Genomic DNA, 16,777 nt, shown 5'->3' on the forward strand with positions numbered 1-16,777 from the left:
ATGGCTTCGAATACAACGCCGCCGGGCCCGCCAGGGTTCCCGCGGCGACGGTGGGGGAGGGGTGCTCGCACGTGAACCGGCGCCGTGCCGCGTGAGCCGCGGACCGGCGCCGGTGTCATCCCGTATGCGGTTGTCCGGGCCCGAGCCGTCTCCCCGAGTCGACGGCGCCGGGCGGCTTTGTGGGGGCCTCGCCCTAGCTTTCCGCCAGGATGTGCGAGAGCTCCTGATCGAGGTCGAAGTGCCGGTGTTCCGTGCCGGGCGGCACGGCGGCGTCGGTCCGCTTCAGGAAGGACTCCAGGGCCCGTGCCGGGGCCTCGAGCAGGGCCTCGCCCTCCGGCGAGCTCAGGGCGATGCACACGACGCCCTGACCGTGACTGCGCGACGGCCAGACGCGGACGTCGCCGGTGCCCGTAGGGCGGTGAAGCCCCTCGGCGAGGAGGTCGCGGGCGAACACCCACTCGACGGTTTCCTCGGCTCCGGTGTGGAAGGTGGCGTGCACGGCGTAGGGGTCGGCCGTGTCGTACCGCAGGCCTGCGGGGACAGGCAGGGAGGACTCGCTCGACACAACGAGGCGCAGGTGCAGCTCGCAGCTGACCGTGGTGTTCATAAGCGCCAGGGCCTTTCGCTCAGTGTGCGCTCGGGGATTCGCACGTCGGCGAAATCGACATGCCACCTACGGTGCCGTTGTAAACCCCTCTGAGTGTTTTGCGTGCCTTTACGTAACTCTTCCGGCCGAGAGATCGTTCGCGTCGTGCGTCCATTCCGGTGACTGGTTTCGCTCGGGTAGTGTTTGGCCGTATGAATACGGGGAGTAACGAGCCGGGCGAGGTGGCCGTGGCGTCGGACGAGACGGGGACGGGCGAGACGTACGGCGAGCAGCACCGTGGGCTCGGTTCGCGGGCGCCGGAATTCATCAAGGCCCGTCGGGCGCTGCACGTGAGCTGGCAGGTCGGCGTTTTCATCATCGGGCTCGCGGTCGTCGTGGCCGGCATCATCATGCTGCCCCTGCCCGGGCCGGGCTGGGTCGTGATCTTCGGCGGCATGGCGATCTGGGCGACGGAGTTCGTCTGGGCCCAGCTGGTGCTCCGCTGGACCAAGCGGAAGGTCACCGAGGCGGCCCAGCGCGCCCTCGATCCCAAGGTGCGGCGCCGCAACATCATCCTGACGTCGATCGGGCTGGTCATCGTGGGCGTACTGGTTGGTATCTACCTGTGGAAATTCGGCATCGTCATGCCGTGGAAGATCAAGGACCAGTGAGCGACGACCGGGGTGCGGGTGCCGGCCGGCTGGTCACAGGCACCCGCTGACATGGGGTAATGTTCTTCCTGCGTCCGGGCGATTAGCTCAGTGGGAGAGCGCTTCGTTCACACCGAAGAGGTCACTGGTTCGAACCCAGTATCGCCCACCCGGACCGGCGGCCCACCTGCGATTGCGCAGGTGGGCCGCCGTCGTTGTATCCGCCCGGGGAGCGTCGGGCCGGGGCCTGACGAGTGACGGCGCTGCGGGTGTCAGGCGTGCCAGGCGCCCGACACCCGGCGTGGCTGGAACTCGCCTCGGCCGGCCCGCTCACACCGTTCCCGAGCGCGTCCCCCGGGCCGCTGGTGACGCCGAGACCCCCTTGTCGGGGCAGATTGCGCCGCGTTATCACCTCGGGGCTGGGCGGGCCGGATCCCCTGCCTGGTGAGCCCGCTTGCGCCACCGCTCTCCGTCGAGGCGGCTGATGCCGAGATCCGGCCATCGGGCCGGCCAGGGCCAAGATCTGCCCGGGGCCGGTGTGGCAGACAAACCCCCTACCAGTGAGCCGCCCGCGCCGCCGCCGTCCAGCCAACTGGCGCAGGGCCCCCTCGTCGAGCCTGCTCGCCCCGCGATTCGCCCCGGATCAGGCATGCCGGAAACCTCTGCCGGTGAGCCGCCCGTGCCGTCGCTCTTCGTCGAACCCGATGGTCGCCGAGACGCACCGATCAAGCCGACTGTCACCGGTCCGCCGTCAGGCCGACTCCGTCCGCCAGGGCGCCCGTGCCGACACTGCCCATCCGCCCGTACCGTCGTCGAATCCTGGACGTCAGCCCGTCCATGCCATCGCCCCGTCGCCCCGCACAGCCGCCCGCCCCCCACACATCGGCCACCCGCCGAACCCGCCGTCGCAGATCCCGCCCGCAGGGGCTGGCCACCCGCGACCTAACGAGTCGCCGACCCGCCCGCCCTCATCCAGCCCCCGTCGCCCCCAGTTGCCGTCACCCCGCCAACCCCCACCCACAACGCCCCCCACCCAAACGCCACATGGCCAAATCCAACCCCCGCGCCCACAACCCACTCCCACCACCCCACCATCGACTTTCGGACGCCCCCGAAAGCAGCCCGACTCCCCATCCCCGTTCGGCGTTCCGGTTGCGCGGTCGTCACCAGCGGCGTCGTCCGGCCCCGCTTCCAGCCCCACCTCCGCGGCCCACCCCGTCGCCCACTCCCGCGGTAAGAAAATCTTGTCCGAATCATTGACGCACTCTCAGCCCCTCCGTACCTTGTGCCAGCAAGCGCTTACTTGAAACGATTCATGCGAGCGGGACGACGTGCGGGGAGGTCCAACCGTGGTGAACGGCAGGAATGTTGAGAGACGCACCATCCTGAAGGCGGCCGGAGCCACGGCAGCCACGCTGGGGCTGGCCGCGACGACCGGTTGCGGTGGTGACGGAGGGGCCTCCGCGGACGGGACGGTGACGATCCGTTACGCGTGGTGGGGTGCGGAGGACCGCGCCGAGAGAATCAACAAGACGATCGAGCTCTTCGAGAAGAAGTACCCGAAGATCAAGGTGAAAACGGACTTCCAGCCTTATCTCGACTTCTGGAAGAAGTTCAACACCCAGGCCTCCGGGGGAAATCCGCCGGACGTGTTCCAGAACGCGATCGGCTTCCTCCGGAAATACGACGCGAAGAACGTGCTGCTCGATCTCAGCGAGCAGGTCGAGGCCGGCAACCTCCGGATGGACGGATTCCGCGCGGGCCTCGAGAAGTTCGGCGAGATAGACGGCAAGCTCCTCGGCGTTCCGGTCGGTTCGAACTCGATGGCCCTGGTCATCGACAAGCCCGTCTACACTCGCGCCGGCATCAAGCCGGAGCAGGGCTGGACCTGGGACGACTTCGACGCGGCGATGAAGAAGATCCGCGACAAGACGGGCCGCGCCGGTGACAGCGGCATGTACGGCACCATGTACCTCTACGACCTCTACCTGCGCCAGAACAGCAAAGCGTTCTTCACCGAGGACGGACTCGGCTTCACCGAGGCGGACCTGACGGACTGGTGGACGAAGGCCAGGAAGGGCGTCGAGGAGGGCCTCTACTCCGACCCCAAGAAGGTCGCCCAGATCAAGCCCAAGTCGGCGCTCGCCGCGGAGCTCTCCGGTGGCGAGTACACCTGGGACAACTTCACCGTCCGCTACACCTCCGAGGGCAAGAGCGAGTACGGCCTGGCCCCCATCCCGACGACGGACGGCAAGAAGACCGGCCAGTACCTCGGTTCCCTGATGCTGAGCGCCTCCAAGCGCACCCAGCACCCCAAGGAAGTCGCCCAGTTCATCGACTTCATGGTGCACGAACCCGAGGTCGCCAAGATCATGGGGTACGACCGGGGCGTGCCCGCCACGCAGGCCCAGTTCGACGCGTACAAGCCGACCGACCCGGTCAACCAGGCGATAGCCGCCTACGAGCAGTCCCTCGTCAAGGCCGGTGTCCTCGAGCCCATCACCCCGCACCCGAACGGCGCGGACATCTGCGAGTCGGCGTTCCTGCGCATCGCCGAGGAGATGGGCCTGGGCAAGAGGTCGGTGGCGGAAGCCGTCAAGCAGTTCTTCACCGAGTCGAAGACGGCTCTCGGCACCTGATGGGAACCACCGTGACACACGCCCCTGCGATGGAGGACCTGTCCCAGGACTCCGAGCCGCGGCACGGTCCGGTGAAGCCCGCGCGCCCCGCCGCCCTCAAGCGGCGGCGGCGCCGGGAGAACCTGGCCGGCTATCTCTTCATGTCCCCGTGGATCGCCGGGTTCCTGCTGCTCACAGCGGGTCCGATGATCGCCTCGCTCTACTTCGCCTTCACCGACTACAACCTGTTCGACGCGCCCCAGTGGATCGGCCTCGACAACTTCTCCGAGATGTTCGGCGATCCGCGCTGGCGCCACTCGGTGCAGGTGACGCTCTGGTACGTCGCCGTCGGCACGCCGCTCAAGCTGATCGCCGCCCTCGGTGTGGCGCTGCTGCTGGCGCAGAGCCGGCGCGGGCAGGCCTTCTACCGGGCCGCGTTCTACGCGCCGTCGCTCATCGGCGCGAGTGTCTCCGTCGCGATCGTGTGGAAGGCGATCTTCTCGGACGACGCGATCGTCGACCGTACGCAGAAGATCTTCGGGATCGACGTCGGCGGCTGGACCGGCGACCCGGACATGATCATCTACAGCCTGGTGGCGCTCACCGTCTGGCAGTTCGGCGCCCCCATGGTCATCTTCCTGGCCGGTCTCAAGCAGGTCCCGCGCGAGCTGTACGAGGCGGCCGAGGTCGATGGGGCGGGCAAGCTGCGGCGGTTCTGGAACATCACGCTGCCGATGATCTCGCCGGTGCTCTTCTTCAACGTCCTGCTGGAGACGATCCACTCCTTCCAGATCTTCAGCTCGGCGTACATCGTCGGCGGCGGCGCCGGAGGCAACGCCTGCGGTCCGGCCGACGGCTCGATGGTCTACACCTGCTACCTCTACGTCCAGGGCTTCGAGAACAGCCGCATGGGTCTGGCCTCGGCGATGGCCTGGCTGCTGCTGGTCGCGGTCGCCCTGGTGACGGCGGTGCTGTTCTGGTCCCAGAAGCGCTGGGTGCACTACGAGGAGGGCGCCCGATGAGTGCGCAGGCCACCGACATCAAGCCCGCCGCCGGAGCCGGGGCGCTGAGGCGCAGGCTGCCCGGCTCCCTCGCCTGGCACATCGGGTCCCTGCTGATCCTCGCGGTGATCCTCTATCCGGTGATCTGGGTCATCGGCGGGTCCTTCAAGAAGAGCGAGGACATCGTCGGCAGCCTGGACCTCTTCCCGGGCGACCCGGTCATCGCCAACTACACGAGCCTGGCCGACGGCATCGCCGACATCTCGATCTCCACGTTCTTCTTCAACTCGCTCTTCCTCGCGGTCGGTTCGGTCGTCGGCATCCTGGTGTCCTGCTCGCTGACGGCCTACGCCTTCGCCAGGATCCGGTTCGCGGGGCGGAACCTGCTGTTCACGCTGATGATCGGCACACTCCTGCTGCCGTACCACGTGCTGCTGATCCCGCAGTATGTGCTGTTCCGCAACATGGAGCTGATCAACACCTACACGCCGCTGCTGCTCGGGAAGTACCTGGCCACCGAGGCGTTCTTCGTCTTCCTGATGGTGCAGTTCATGCGCAACATGCCCAGGGAACTGGACGAGGCGGCCCGCCTCGACGGCTGCGGACACCTGCGGATCTACTGGTCGATCGTGCTGCCGCTGAGCCGGCCGGCCCTGATCACCAGCGCGATCTTCACCTTCATCAACTCCTGGAACGACTTCATGGGCCCGCTGATCTACCTCAACGAGCCCGACAAGTACACGGTCTCGCTCGGCCTGAAGATGTTCGTCGACCAGGAAGGGCTGGCCAATTACGGTGGCATGATCGCCATGTCGCTGGTCGCGCTGCTGCCGGTCCTCGCCTTCTTCCTCGCCTTCCAGCGCTACCTGATCGACGGCATGGCCACGTCGGGTCTGAAGGGCTGAGGCGGGCATGGCCGTGACACGAGTGAAAGCACGGGGCGAGTCAGCGCTCGCCGAGCGGTTCGCGGTGTTCGCCGAGTGTCTGCTGACCGGTGTGTGGATCGCGGTGGCCTCCCTGGGAGTCGTCACCTACCCCGCCGCGTTCGCCGCGGGGGCGCGGCATCTGCGGCGCCGTACCTCTCATGAGGGCGGTGGCTGGCGGGAGTTCGCCGCCGACTTCCGCACGGCCCTGCGCGGCGGGTGGCTCGCCGGGCTCGCCGGGTGGGCGGCGCTTGCCGCGGTCTGGGTGGACGTGCAGGCGGCCCGGGCGGGGATCCCCGGCGGGCCGTTCGTCGGGGCCCTCGGTGTCGTCGCGCTCATCGGGCTCGTGGTCGCCGGGCTGCGTGCGGCGGCGGTCTGGGTGCCGGGCGCCCGCTGGCGGACGCTGCTGGCCGAGGCCGGGCGGCGGACGGTGCTCGATCCGGCCGGGTCCTTCCTGATCGTCGGCGGGCTCGCCGTGGTGGCCCTGTCCGCCTGGTTCGCCGCACCGCTGGCGATCGCCGTCCTCGGGGCCGTGGCGGCGGCGGCCGTCGCGGTGGAGGAGCGGTACCGGCACCGCTGAACGGCGGTGCCCCCCTTCCAGGTCGGCGCCCCGGCGTCGCACCTCTCTCTGTCATGCCCCTGACCAGCGTACGGAATCGCTTCCCGCACGGACGAGGAAAGGCAGCATCGCCATGTCTCCCATCCCCCGCAGGTCCCTCCTGAAGGCAGCCGCCGTCACCGGAGCCGCCGCCCAGTTCAGCTGGGCGCTGGGAGCCCAGGACGCCCAGGCCGCGCCCGGAGCCGGACCCGCCGACGCGGACCCGGTGACCCTCGACTGGCTGGAGGACGGCGGCCTCGGCGCCGCACCCGGCTCCACCGTCGGCGTGCCCTGGCCCAAGGGCGCATACCAGAAGGGCCAGACCTTCACGCTGACGGACGCCGGCGGCAAGGCCGTACCCGTGCAGTCCTGGCCCATCGCCTACTGGCCCGACGGCTCCCTCAAGTGGACCGCGCACGCGGTCGCCTCGGGCGACGGCAAGCTCACCCTCGCCGCCGGGACGCCCGCCGCACCCGAGAAGAAGGTCACCGTCGTCAAGCGCGGCGGCACCATCGACATCTCGACCGGCGTCATCAACGCGAAGATCGGCACGTCCGGCTCCACGCTCGTCAAGTCCGTCAGCCGCGGCTCCACGGAGATCGCGAAGAACGGCCGGCTCGTGCTGATCCGCCAGCCCGAGATCGAGGACGAGGACCAGGGCGCGGTCAAGACCGAGCGCTTCGACGGCGCGATCACCAAGGTCGAGGTCGAGCAGGCGGGCCCGGTCCGCGCGGTCGTCCGCATCGACGGCAAGCACCGCAAGGGCGGCCGCAGCTGGCTGCCCTTCTCGATCCGGCTCTACTTCTACGCGGGCGCCGACTCCTTCCGCATGGTGCACACCATCACCTACGACGGCACGCAGGAACCGGGCAAGGCCAGTGGCGACTTCATCCGCGGCCTCGGAGTCCGCTTCACCGTGCCCCTGCGGGACGAGGCGTACGACCGCCACATCCGCATCGGCGGCGACGGCACCGGACTGCTGCGCGAGGCCGTCAAGGGCATCACCGGACTGCGCCGGGACCCGGGCGCGGCCGTGCAGGCGGCCCAGTTCGAGGGCAAGAAGCTGCCCGATCCCGCCACCTGGGACCAGCGGGTGACGACCCGGCTGCAGTACATCCCCGAGTGGGGCGACTACACCCTCTCCCAGCTCTCCGCCGACGGCTTCACGCTGCGCAAGCGCACCAAGAAGGGCCACGGCTGGGTCGCCGCGGGCGGTGGCCGGCGCGCGTCCGGCTTCGGCTACGTCGGAGGGGCGAGCGGCGGGTTCTCCTTCGGACTGCGCGACTTCTGGGAGAAGTTCCCCGCCCAGCTCGACATCCGGGACGCCCACACCGACGAGGCCGAGGTCACCCTCTGGCTCTGGTCACCCGAGGCCCAGCCCATGGACATGCGCTTCTACCACGACGGCATGGGCCAGGCCACCTACCCGGAGCAGATCGAAGGCCTCAACATCACCTACGAGGACTACGAGCCGGAGTTCGGCACCCCGTACGGCATCGCCCGCACCTCCGAACTCCTCTTCTGGGCCAACGAGTCGACCCCCAGCCCCGACCGGTTCGCCGAGCAGGTCGAGGCCGTCCGCGTGCTGCCGCAGCTGGCCGCCCCGCCCAAGCAGCTCATCAAGGCTCAGGTCTTCGGGCCGAACCTGTACTCCGAGCCCGACCGCTCCACCCCGGCCAAGGCGAAGATCGAGGACCACCTCGACTTCCTCTTCACCTACTACAAGGACCAGGTGGAGCAGCGCCGCTGGTACGGCTTCTGGGACTACGGCGACATCATGCACACCTACGACACGTTCCGGCACCAGTGGCGGTACGACATCGGTGGCTACGCCTGGGACAACTCCGAGCTGTCGCCGGACCTGTGGCTCTGGTTCGCCTACCTGCGCTCCGGCCGCGCCGACATCTTCCGCTTCGCCGAGGCGATGACCCGGCACACCGGCGAGGTCGACGTCTACCACCTGGGCAAATGGGCGGGCCTCGGCACCCGGCACGGCGTGCAGCACTTCGCCGACAGCGCCAAGCAGCAGCGCATCGCCAACACCACCTACCGGCGCTACTACTACTTCCTCACGGCGGACGAGCGGGTCGGCGACCTCATGCACGCCAACGTCGACTCCGACGAGACGTTCCTCGCCCTCGACCCGCTCCGCAAGATCCGCACCGAGCCGTACACCCCCGACCGGCACGCCCTGTCGATCGGCTTCGGCACGGACTGGAGCGGCCTGGTGTCGGCCTGGCTGACGGAGTGGGAACGCAAGGGCCCGAAGTGGGAGAAGGCCAAGGCCCGCGTGCTGTCCACGATGGAGACCATTGCCGCCCAGCCCAACGGCTTCGTCCAGGGCAGCGGCCTGTACGACCTGGACACCGGCAGGTTCGCCGTCGCCGGGGCCGCCAAGGTGGAGGTCTCGCACCTGTCGGCCGTCTTCGGCCTGAACGAGCTGTGCGCCGAGCTCATCGACCTCGTCGACATGCCGAAGTTCAACGAGGCGTACTTCGACTACTGCCGCTACTTCAACGCCACCAAGGCCGAACAGGCGGCCCGCTACGGCTCCAACTTCGGCAACCTGCTGCTCTTCCAGGGCCACTCGCGCCTCGACGCCTACGCGTCCGTCAAGACCGGCGACGAGAAGCTCGCCAAGCGGGCGTGGGAGAAGTTCTACAACTCCGACGGCTACAAGGAGTCGGCACCCTGGCGGACGGAGAAGCTGAGCGGTCCGGTCGCGCTGGTGCCGGGCAGCGAGGCCACCTGGGTCTCCACGAACGAGACCGCGCTGTACGGCCTCGCCGCCATCGAGAACCTGGCACTGCTCGGGGACAAGATGCCGTAACGGGAAGCTGAACGAGCGGTTCCCGTGGCGACGCCGTAGCGGGAACCGCTCGTTTCAGTCGATGATCTGGTTGAAGAACAGGACGGCCGGGGCCAGCACCCCGCCTCCGACGCTCACCGCGACCGGCCACACGTTGCCGGCCAGCGCCGCCAGGACAGTGGCACCGATGCCGACCAGGGATGCCAGCAGGAAGACGATCGCGGCGCGCTGACTGAGGAGCGGTCCGTCCCGGCCGGGCCCCCGACGGTCGGCCTGTGCCACCTCGGTGCTCCTCAGCCGACGCCGTGAACGGGCTCGTGCGCCCGCTGCCGCGGGGGAGTGCCGCGGCCGCCCGGGCCCGGCACGTCCCACGGATCCTGGGCGGGGCGCAGGAGTTCGAAGCGGACAGCGCCGCCGTCACCGCTCGTCCGGACCCCGTGCACGGCGGGTTCCGGCAGGCTGTTGTAGTGGAAGGGCGTCGAGAAGTAGTAGGCGCCCGTGTCCGGGACGGTGATGATGTCGCCGGGTTCCAGGAGCGGCAGAGCGCGGTCCCGCGCCAGCAGATCCCCGGCGAAGCAGGCGGGTCCCGCGATGTCCTGGCGGACCGGTCCGCCCCGCTTGGTCCTGCCGCTCCCGTCGTGCGCCTCGATCCGCAGCGGCCAGGCGTCGGGGTTGAACACCGTCCGGGTGGCCACCTGCACACCGGCGTGGGTGACCGCGATCGGCCGGCCGCCCATGCTCTTCGTGTACTCGACGTACGCGGCGGTGAACCCGTTCTTGGCGAGGACGGAGCGCCCGAACTCGGTGACGATCTCGTACCCGCCGGAGAAGAGCGCGGGCGCCTGGGCGCGCAGCTGCCGGACGTACGTGCCGAAGGTCGGCGTGGTCTCGTCGTCGGCGAAGTTGACGGGCAGTCCGCCGCCGATGTCGATGCCGACGACCTGGCGCCGTCCGAGCGAGGCGTTGACCTCCTCGGCGAACGCCACGGCCTGCGCGACCCCGCCGGCCATGAGGTCGAGCGGGCAGCCCTGCGAACCGGCGTGCGTGTGCACCCAGGTCAGCCACGGGTGGTCGTGGTAGGCGCGCAGCAACCGTCGTCGGCTGCCCGGGTCCGCCAGGGGGACGCCGAACTTCGAGGTGCTCGTCGCCGTGCTCATCGCGGCGATGCTGCCGCCGCCGAGCTGGGAGTTGACGCGCACCCCGATCCGCGACACCGGGACGCGATCGCCCAACGCCCGGTCGATCCTGGCCAGTTCCTGGTAGTTGTCGGCGTTGACGGTCACCCCCAGGTCGAGGGCGTGCCGCAGTTCGGCCTCCGTCTTGGCCGGAGAGTCGAAGACGATCCGATCCGGTGCGAATCCGGCGGCCAGCGCGCGGGCCAGCTCACCCGCGGTGGCCACCTCGCAGCCCATGCCGAGCCGCCGCAGCTCCGCCAGCACCGGCACCAGGCAGTTGGCCTTGGCGGCGAACGCGTGCAGCACACGCGGCGCAGAGGGGAAGGCGCGGTGCAGGGAGGCGACGGTCGCGGCGACGCCGTCGAGGTCGACGAAGGCGGCCAGCTGGGACCGCCCGGCGTCCAGCAGTCCCTGCCGCACCGCTTCCTGGAGGATCCGTTCGCGCCGCTCGGCGGCGCTGGTCAGTCCGGTCATGGTGAGCCTTCCGGTGTCGTACGCGCAGCGCCCGGGACCTCCCCGGGGCGGAGTACCAGGCTGCTGTCCGCACCGGGAGGGCGTCTTCGTCGAGTCGTCAAAGACGCGGGCCTCGCCGACGGCGGTTGGACGCAACAACCGCCGTGCCGGGCAAGGGCGTTGTGCGGTACGACGAAGGAGAGGCCCTTCGATGGTGGCCGCGGCCAAGGCGACGGACGGCACGCCCGCGGCCGCCTCGTGCCGGTCGCTCAGGGGCGTGCGCCGTCGGCGTCTCCCCCCAGACGCAACTGCACCTGTGCGAGCAGCCGGGCGTCGGGACTCTCCAGATCCAGCCCCGACACCTGCGTGATCCGGCGCAACCGGTAGCGCAGGCTGTTGGAGTGCACGCCCAGCGCGCGCGAGGCGGCGGACACGTCACCGAAGTGGTCGAGGTAGGCGCGCAGGGTCTCCACCAGGCAACTGCCGCTGTGTTCGGCGTCGAACTCCCTCAGCCGGGCCACCGAGGTCCGCGGTGGCAGCGCCACCTCCCGCAGGGCGTCGACGACTTGGAGGATGCCCACGGTGTCCGCGACGTCCTCGCTCCGCGCGACCGTGCGGGGCCCGGCGGCCGCGATGAGCGCCTGCAGGGTCCGCTCGGCCGACCGTCGTGACGCGGGCGCCCCTGCCAGGCCGGGGACCACGTCGCCGAGGCCCACCTTCACCGCGGGGCCGATCGTCGTCGACAGTTGATCGGCCAGTGATTCCCCGAGTCGGCGCACCTGGCCGTCGGCCCGACCCGGGCCGCGCTCCAGCCCGCTCAGCAGCACCAGGATCCTGCCGCCCGCCGGGACCACCACGACGCGGTGGCCCAACGCCGCGCAGTGCAGGGTGAGCAGCCCGTACAACCCGGACGGGTCGTCGTCCCCGTGGTGGCCTGACCCGGTCCCGACCGCGAGGACGGCACAGGGCTGCCGGGGCGGCAGAGAGGCCCGCTCCGCGAGCACCTCGACGGATCCACGGTCCTCCAGCAGCGCCCGAGCCGCATCCTCCACCAGGCGGCCGTCCGAGCTGTGGGTGCGGTGATGCAGCAGGTGGGCGGCGGCGGCCCGGGCCGCCGCGCGCAGCGTCTCCGCGGCGTTCGGCGCGAGCGGGCGGCCGGCGACCGCCGCCACCCAGATGGACCCCAGCGCCTCTCCGCCCGCCCGCACGGCGCCGACCAGACGCTCCGGGTCCTGGCCGTGGGCGGGCCGGTGCAGCACATCGCCCGCCCCCCACAGCGCCTGGAAGAACCCCGCCTCCCGCATGGCCGCCACCCGCCAGGGCGGCACGCGGCGGCCGAGGATGGTCAGCCGGCGCATCTCGTCCACGTTCTCCTCCGTGGAGGAGTACGCCAGCACCCGCGACTCCGTGTCCTCGACGGTCACCGAGCCTCCCACCAGGGCCGCCACCGCATCGGCCAGTGAGTCCAGATCACCCAGGCGCACGCCGCTGGTCGCCGGCACCGGGGGAACACCCGCCGCGGCGAGCCCCGCCCTCAGCACCCCCACGAGTTGGGCCCAGGTACACCAGGCGGTACGGAAGAGCACCGCCGTGCCGCTCTCCTCCGCTGCTGCCTGCAACGCCCGCGCGGTGGGCTCCGGCCGCCCCGGGCCGAACACCACGCCCGCCGCACCGGCCTCACCGGCCCGGCGCACCACGTCGACCGCATGCGCCGAGCGCGGATCGACGCCGACCGCGAGCAGTAACTCCCGCGGCCTGATCACGGGTTCCAGGGCGTCCAGCACATGGACACCGGTGACGCTCGTCCGCAGTCCCTCCGGGGCCGTGTGCAACTCCACGGCTCCGGCACCCACCACCGAGAGCAGGCGCTCCAGGGTCCCCTGGTCCTCGGCGCCCGTGCCCCGGGCCGGTGATGCCCCCAGGTCCGTCATGATGCCTCCCCGTCCCCGCCCGACCGCCCCGCCCGACCGCCCGTCGGCGGCCGATCGGAGAAACGTATGACATCACGGGCTTTGTCCGCAGTCGATACGCCCTACGGCATGCGGAGGGACCGATGGCGCCGATTCAGGGGCTAGTTCATCCGCCCCAGGACCTCCCGGACCCGCCGGACGTCCCGGATCCGCTGCTCGTACGTCGCCCCGAGGGCGAGCAGCAGGAGTCCGGCGAGGGCGGGAGGCGCCCAGCGGGGGAGAGCCCCCGTCACCTGCACGACGTACGGGGCGAGTTCGTGCAGCGTGACCAGGGCCAGCACCGAGCCGCCGAGCACCAGCGGCGCCCGGAGGTGGTACCGGGCGCCCAGCAGGGTGACCAGCAGCGCCGCGATGCCCAGCAGCAGGGGCCGCGTCCAGTGCGGATCGGCCCAGGCCGCGACGAGGCTCGGCACGAGGGTGGCGGCGAGCCCGGGGCCGTACGCCGTCCAGGAGGAGGCCTGCGGGTCGCGGCGCCGGCGCAGCGCTCCGACGAGCAGCGCCGGGACGGTCACCGGGAGGGTGTAGGCCTCGGGTGTGCCGACGTCCCAGGCGGCCAGGCGGACCCAGGCGGCCAGCACGAACAGGGCCGTGGCCGCATAGCCGACGGGACGCCGCTCGGCGCGCAGTGCCGTGCCCGCGGCGATCACCCCGCACAGGGCCAGCACCAACGCGAGCATCGGCGGGTCGGTGACGGCGAGAGCCACGGCGAACAGCCCGAGGGCGGCTCCCACGGCCTCGACGGGCACCGTCGCCCGGGAGGCGCCGAGACGCGCCGCCAGCAGGGCGGCGGCAGCGGGAACCAGCAGAACCGGCAGGGCGGTCCGGGCCGGCGGCCAGCCCGCGGCGGCACCGGACGCCGACGCCAGCGCGGCGGCGAACACGAGAGCCGCCGGAGCCGTGAAGGGCGCCACGCCCGCCCGCCACGAGGCCGCGGCGAACAGCGCCGTCAGCACGGACAGCGCGACGAGGGTCGCGGACTGGGAGGCGAGGGAGACCAGGGTGAGGCTGACGGCCGTGACCAGGGCGAGGACGAGGGCCGTGACCTGCGCGGCCGACGCCGTGACCCGGCACATGTACAGCGCGGCCGCCGTCATGACGCCCAGGACCAGCATCCCCGCGAGGTAGGGGACCTCGAAGACCGCCGGAAGTATCAGAGCCGTGGCCCAGAGCAGCCCGAGGGAGCCGATCCGGGCCCGCCCGCGCCACTGCTCCGCGCGGACCACCAGGGCGAGAACGGCGGCGACGGCCACCAGCACGAGGGGAGCCACCGCCGCGTCCGGCGGCCAGGGCGCCTCGACGACCACCGCCGCCCGGGCATCCGAGGGCGCACCGCTCCACACCCGGCCCAGCCGGCCGGCCGGGCCCAGCAGCACCACGGCGACGACGGGCAGCGTCCACAGCACCGCCAGCGCCTGTACGGCACCGGAGGCCCACGCGAAGCCCATCCGCATGGCGTCCGGCAGCCGTTCGATCCGCACCGCGGCCAAGAGGGCGATGCCGACGGCCAGATGAGCCGGTACCACCCACTCCGACGGCATCCCGGGCCGAGCCACTCCACCGAGCGCGCCCACGACGAGCAGACCGGACGTGATCGCGAGGCCGAGGGCGTGCTTGCCGCCCGGCCCCCGCCAGGACGCACCCAGAGCGATCGCCGCCGCGAGCAGGAGCAGCGCCCCGGCACGGGAAGCGTCACCCGGACCGTCCGCCGTCAAGGACAGCCAGGCCGCACCCAGAACGCCCCAGCCGCCCATGCCGTAGGCACCGACGACGGCGATGATCCGCACGGCCCCGGCCGTCAACCGCCCCACCACCACCGCGTCGAGCCCGGCCGTCACCAGCAGCGCGGCCGTGATCACATACGGACTCGCGCCGGCGGCCAGGGCCCACAGCAGCAGCGGGAACTGGGCCGCGACCAGGGCGGAGGGCAGGGGCAGGCGCAGCGCGGACATGGCCGGCAGCAGACCGTACGCCGACCAGGTCGCCGCCAGCACCGCCGACGCGGCCGCCGCGTACCCGGTCCCGTCCGTCCCGGAGAGGGCCGCCGCGTGCAGCGCGTAGGCGTCCAGGACGGTCAGGGCGAGCCCGAGGCCCGCCACGGACTCGGCCGTCGACCGCAGGCCCCGCTTCAGCAGCGCCGCGGGCGCGGCGAGCGTGGCCAGCGTGACCGCGCCGAGCACCAGGGCCCGCCCGGCGATCCCCATGTGTCCCCAGCTGACCAGCGTGAACACCGCCGCCGCCAGCGTGAGCAGGACACCGCCGAGGACCAGCAGCACGTTCTGCACGCTGGGCGCGGCCGTCTCCGGGCGGGGCGGTGCGGCGGGCGGCTGCGCCGAGGCGTGGGCCCGCGGCTGCTGCGTCTGGTGCAGGGCCGCGACCAGCCAGGCGCGACGGGTCAGCAACTGGGCGCGCCGGGCGTCCAGTTGCCAGAGTTCGGCATCGAGGAGCCGCAATTCCTCGGCCGGGGGCGGAAGGTGGGTCATGCATCGCAGTGTGGTTCGCGCCACCCCGCACGGCATGAGTGCGGATACTCAGGCGTGTACTCAGCCGGTCCGCGTCGTAGGTGGGCAGACTGCCGGTATGGACTGGAACCGTTACCGCTTCCGCAGCCGGTGGACCCTGCCCGCACCCCCCGCCACCGTGTACGGCGTGCTGGACCGCCCCGAGGAGTACCCGCGCTGGTGGCGCCAGGTCCGGGAGGTGACCCGGCTCGACGACACCACCGGGGTGATCCGCGTCCGCTCCGTCCTGCCGTACGACATGACCTTCACGGCGCGGGAGGCGCGGCGCGATCCCGCGGCCGGCGTGCTGGAGACCGCCCTGTCCGGGGACATGGAGGGCTGGGCGCGCTGGACCGTCACGCCGCTCGGGACGGGCAGTCTCGCGCGGTACGACCAGGTCGTCAGCGTGCACAAGCCGCTGCTGCGGCGGCTCGCCGTACCGGGGCGGCCCGTCTTCCGCGCCAACCACGCGCTGATGATGCGGTCCGGGCGGCGCGGACTCCTCAGGCACCTCCAAGCGGTTTGAAGGAAGCGTGCCCGGACCTGTATGGTTCAGTGCGTTCCCGGGCGATTAGCTCAGTGGGAGAGCGCTTCGTTCACACCGAAGAGGTCACTGGTTCGAACCCAGTATCGCCCACCGGAAACAGCCGGTCCGTCGCAGACGGGCCGGTTCTTTCATGTGCGGGACCGCTTCGCTCAGGCCGCCGCCGGCAGGTCCGGCCGCAGCGGCCAGGCCGGGTCGACCGCCTCCTCGACACCGCTGCGCGCGAACCACGCCTGCAGGCCCCGCGCCTGCGCCGCGTGCCACACCGCCTGAAGGGTGTGCAGCTCACCCGGGGCGAGCCGCTCCAGCCGGGAGGCGAACCGGCGGCCCACCGCCCGGGTGACCTCCAGCGCCGCCACGGCGTCGGCCCCCGCGTCGTGCGCGCCCTCCAGTGCGACGCCGTAGTGCGCACACAGGTCGGTCAGGGTGCGGCGGCCCTTGCGGTAGCGGTCCAGGTGCTTGTCCAGGACCCGCGGGTCGAGCACGGACAGCGGCGCCGACTCGAACCAGCGGCCGAGCGAAGAGGCACGATGGCGGCGCAACTCCCGGTCCAGCAGGGTCAGATCGAACGGCGCGTTCATCACCACGAGCGGGCGCCCGGCGTGCGCCTGCTCGGCCAGCGCCTGCGCTATCTCGTACATCACCGGCGCCGGCCACCGGCCGTCGCGCTGCAGGTGCTCCTCCGTCAGCCCGTGCACCGCCGTCGCCTCGGCGGGCACCGGCACCCCCGGGTTCACCAGCCAGCGGCTCACCCGCGGCCGGATGCCCGGGGCATCCTGGACGACGACGGCGGCCGACACGATCCGGTCGGTCTCGACGTCCACGCCCGTCGTCTCCGTGTCGAAGGCGGCCAGCGGCCCCTCGTACCAGCACGTCGTCATAGCCACACAACCCCTCGTTCACCTTCGGCAGTTGACGTACCGTCCGCTGCCCGATTCGGTGATACCCGGGC

General features: G+C 71.4%; 13 protein-coding genes and 2 tRNA genes. 9 read left to right on the forward strand and 6 right to left on the reverse strand.

Annotation, left to right across the window (positions count from 1 at the left end; all coding sequences use genetic code 11):
• Window positions 1–193: 193 nt before the first annotated feature.
• Window positions 194–607 carry an SsgA family sporulation/cell division regulator gene (locus tag G3I77_RS28540; RefSeq protein WP_004002642.1) on the reverse strand — a complete coding sequence of 138 codons (414 nt, stop codon included), beginning with the start codon at window positions 605–607 and terminating at the stop codon, window positions 194–196.
• Window positions 608–798: 191 nt separating this feature from the next.
• Here G3I77_RS28540 and G3I77_RS28545 point away from each other — a divergent pair, with 191 nt between their 5' ends.
• The 7 genes from G3I77_RS28545 (at window position 799) to G3I77_RS28575 (ending at window position 9,206) form a co-directional block, all read left to right on the forward strand.
• Window positions 799–1,257, forward strand: a complete 459-nt coding sequence (locus G3I77_RS28545) for a TIGR02611 family protein (protein WP_248508181.1) — start codon at window positions 799–801, stop codon at window positions 1,255–1,257.
• 76 nt (window positions 1,258–1,333) lie between these two features.
• A tRNA-Val gene (locus G3I77_RS28550) sits at window positions 1,334–1,405 on the forward strand.
• A 1,180-nt stretch (window positions 1,406–2,585) separates the two neighbouring features.
• Window positions 2,586–3,875 carry an ABC transporter substrate-binding protein gene (locus G3I77_RS28555; RefSeq protein WP_248508182.1) on the forward strand — a complete coding sequence of 430 codons (1,290 nt, stop codon included), beginning with the start codon at window positions 2,586–2,588 and terminating at the stop codon, window positions 3,873–3,875.
• The gene (locus tag G3I77_RS28560) at window positions 3,875–4,876 is read left to right on the forward strand and encodes a carbohydrate ABC transporter permease (protein WP_248508183.1); all 1,002 of its coding nucleotides are present in this window, start codon (window positions 3,875–3,877) and stop codon (window positions 4,874–4,876) included. The genes G3I77_RS28555 and G3I77_RS28560 overlap by 1 nt, the downstream gene beginning before the upstream one ends.
• Window positions 4,873–5,760 carry a carbohydrate ABC transporter permease gene (locus tag G3I77_RS28565; protein WP_248508184.1) on the forward strand — a complete coding sequence of 296 codons (888 nt, stop codon included), beginning with the start codon at window positions 4,873–4,875 and terminating at the stop codon, window positions 5,758–5,760. The genes G3I77_RS28560 and G3I77_RS28565 overlap by 4 nt, the downstream gene beginning before the upstream one ends.
• Window positions 5,761–5,767: 7 nt before the next feature.
• Window positions 5,768–6,358, forward strand: a complete 591-nt coding sequence (locus tag G3I77_RS28570; protein WP_248508185.1) for a hypothetical protein — start codon at window positions 5,768–5,770, stop codon at window positions 6,356–6,358.
• A 112-nt stretch (window positions 6,359–6,470) separates the two neighbouring features.
• Window positions 6,471–9,206 carry a Tat pathway signal sequence domain protein gene (locus tag G3I77_RS28575; protein ID WP_248508186.1) on the forward strand — a complete coding sequence of 912 codons (2,736 nt, stop codon included), beginning with the start codon at window positions 6,471–6,473 and terminating at the stop codon, window positions 9,204–9,206.
• 54 nt (window positions 9,207–9,260) lie between these two features.
• Here the strand turns inward: G3I77_RS28575 and G3I77_RS28580 are convergent, their stop codons facing one another.
• The 4 genes from G3I77_RS28580 to G3I77_RS28595 form a co-directional block, all read right to left on the reverse strand.
• Window positions 9,261–9,467 carry a hypothetical protein gene (locus G3I77_RS28580; protein ID WP_248508187.1) on the reverse strand — a complete coding sequence of 69 codons (207 nt, stop codon included), beginning with the start codon at window positions 9,465–9,467 and terminating at the stop codon, window positions 9,261–9,263.
• Between the two features lie 11 nt (window positions 9,468–9,478).
• Window positions 9,479–10,834 carry a diaminopimelate decarboxylase gene (locus G3I77_RS28585; RefSeq protein WP_248508188.1) on the reverse strand — a complete coding sequence of 452 codons (1,356 nt, stop codon included), beginning with the start codon at window positions 10,832–10,834 and terminating at the stop codon, window positions 9,479–9,481.
• A gap of 248 nt (window positions 10,835–11,082) precedes the next feature.
• Window positions 11,083–12,744, reverse strand: a complete 1,662-nt coding sequence (locus G3I77_RS28590) for a helix-turn-helix domain-containing protein (protein ID WP_248508189.1) — start codon at window positions 12,742–12,744, stop codon at window positions 11,083–11,085.
• Between the two features lie 140 nt (window positions 12,745–12,884).
• The gene (locus tag G3I77_RS28595; RefSeq protein WP_374387106.1) at window positions 12,885–15,263 is read right to left on the reverse strand and encodes an SCO7613 C-terminal domain-containing membrane protein; all 2,379 of its coding nucleotides are present in this window, start codon (window positions 15,261–15,263) and stop codon (window positions 12,885–12,887) included.
• A 97-nt stretch (window positions 15,264–15,360) separates the two neighbouring features.
• On the opposite strand from G3I77_RS28595, the gene G3I77_RS28600 reads away from it, so the two are divergent.
• Entirely contained in the window at window positions 15,361–15,807 is a 447-nt protein-coding gene (locus tag G3I77_RS28600) for an SRPBCC family protein (RefSeq protein ID WP_248508191.1), read from the forward strand.
• A 39-nt stretch (window positions 15,808–15,846) separates the two neighbouring features.
• Window positions 15,847–15,918 (forward strand) — tRNA-Val (locus G3I77_RS28605).
• Between the two features lie 59 nt (window positions 15,919–15,977).
• On the opposite strand, the gene G3I77_RS28610 is transcribed toward G3I77_RS28605, so the two are convergent.
• Complete coding sequence (locus tag G3I77_RS28610) at window positions 15,978–16,706, reverse strand: 3'-5' exonuclease (RefSeq protein WP_248508317.1); 729 nt, start codon at window positions 16,704–16,706, stop codon at window positions 15,978–15,980.
• Between the last annotated feature and the right edge of the window lie 71 nt (window positions 16,707–16,777).

The organism is Streptomyces sp. D2-8 (assembly GCF_023184515.1).
In the GTDB taxonomy this organism is placed as follows: Bacteria; Actinomycetota; Actinomycetes; order Streptomycetales; family Streptomycetaceae; genus Streptomyces.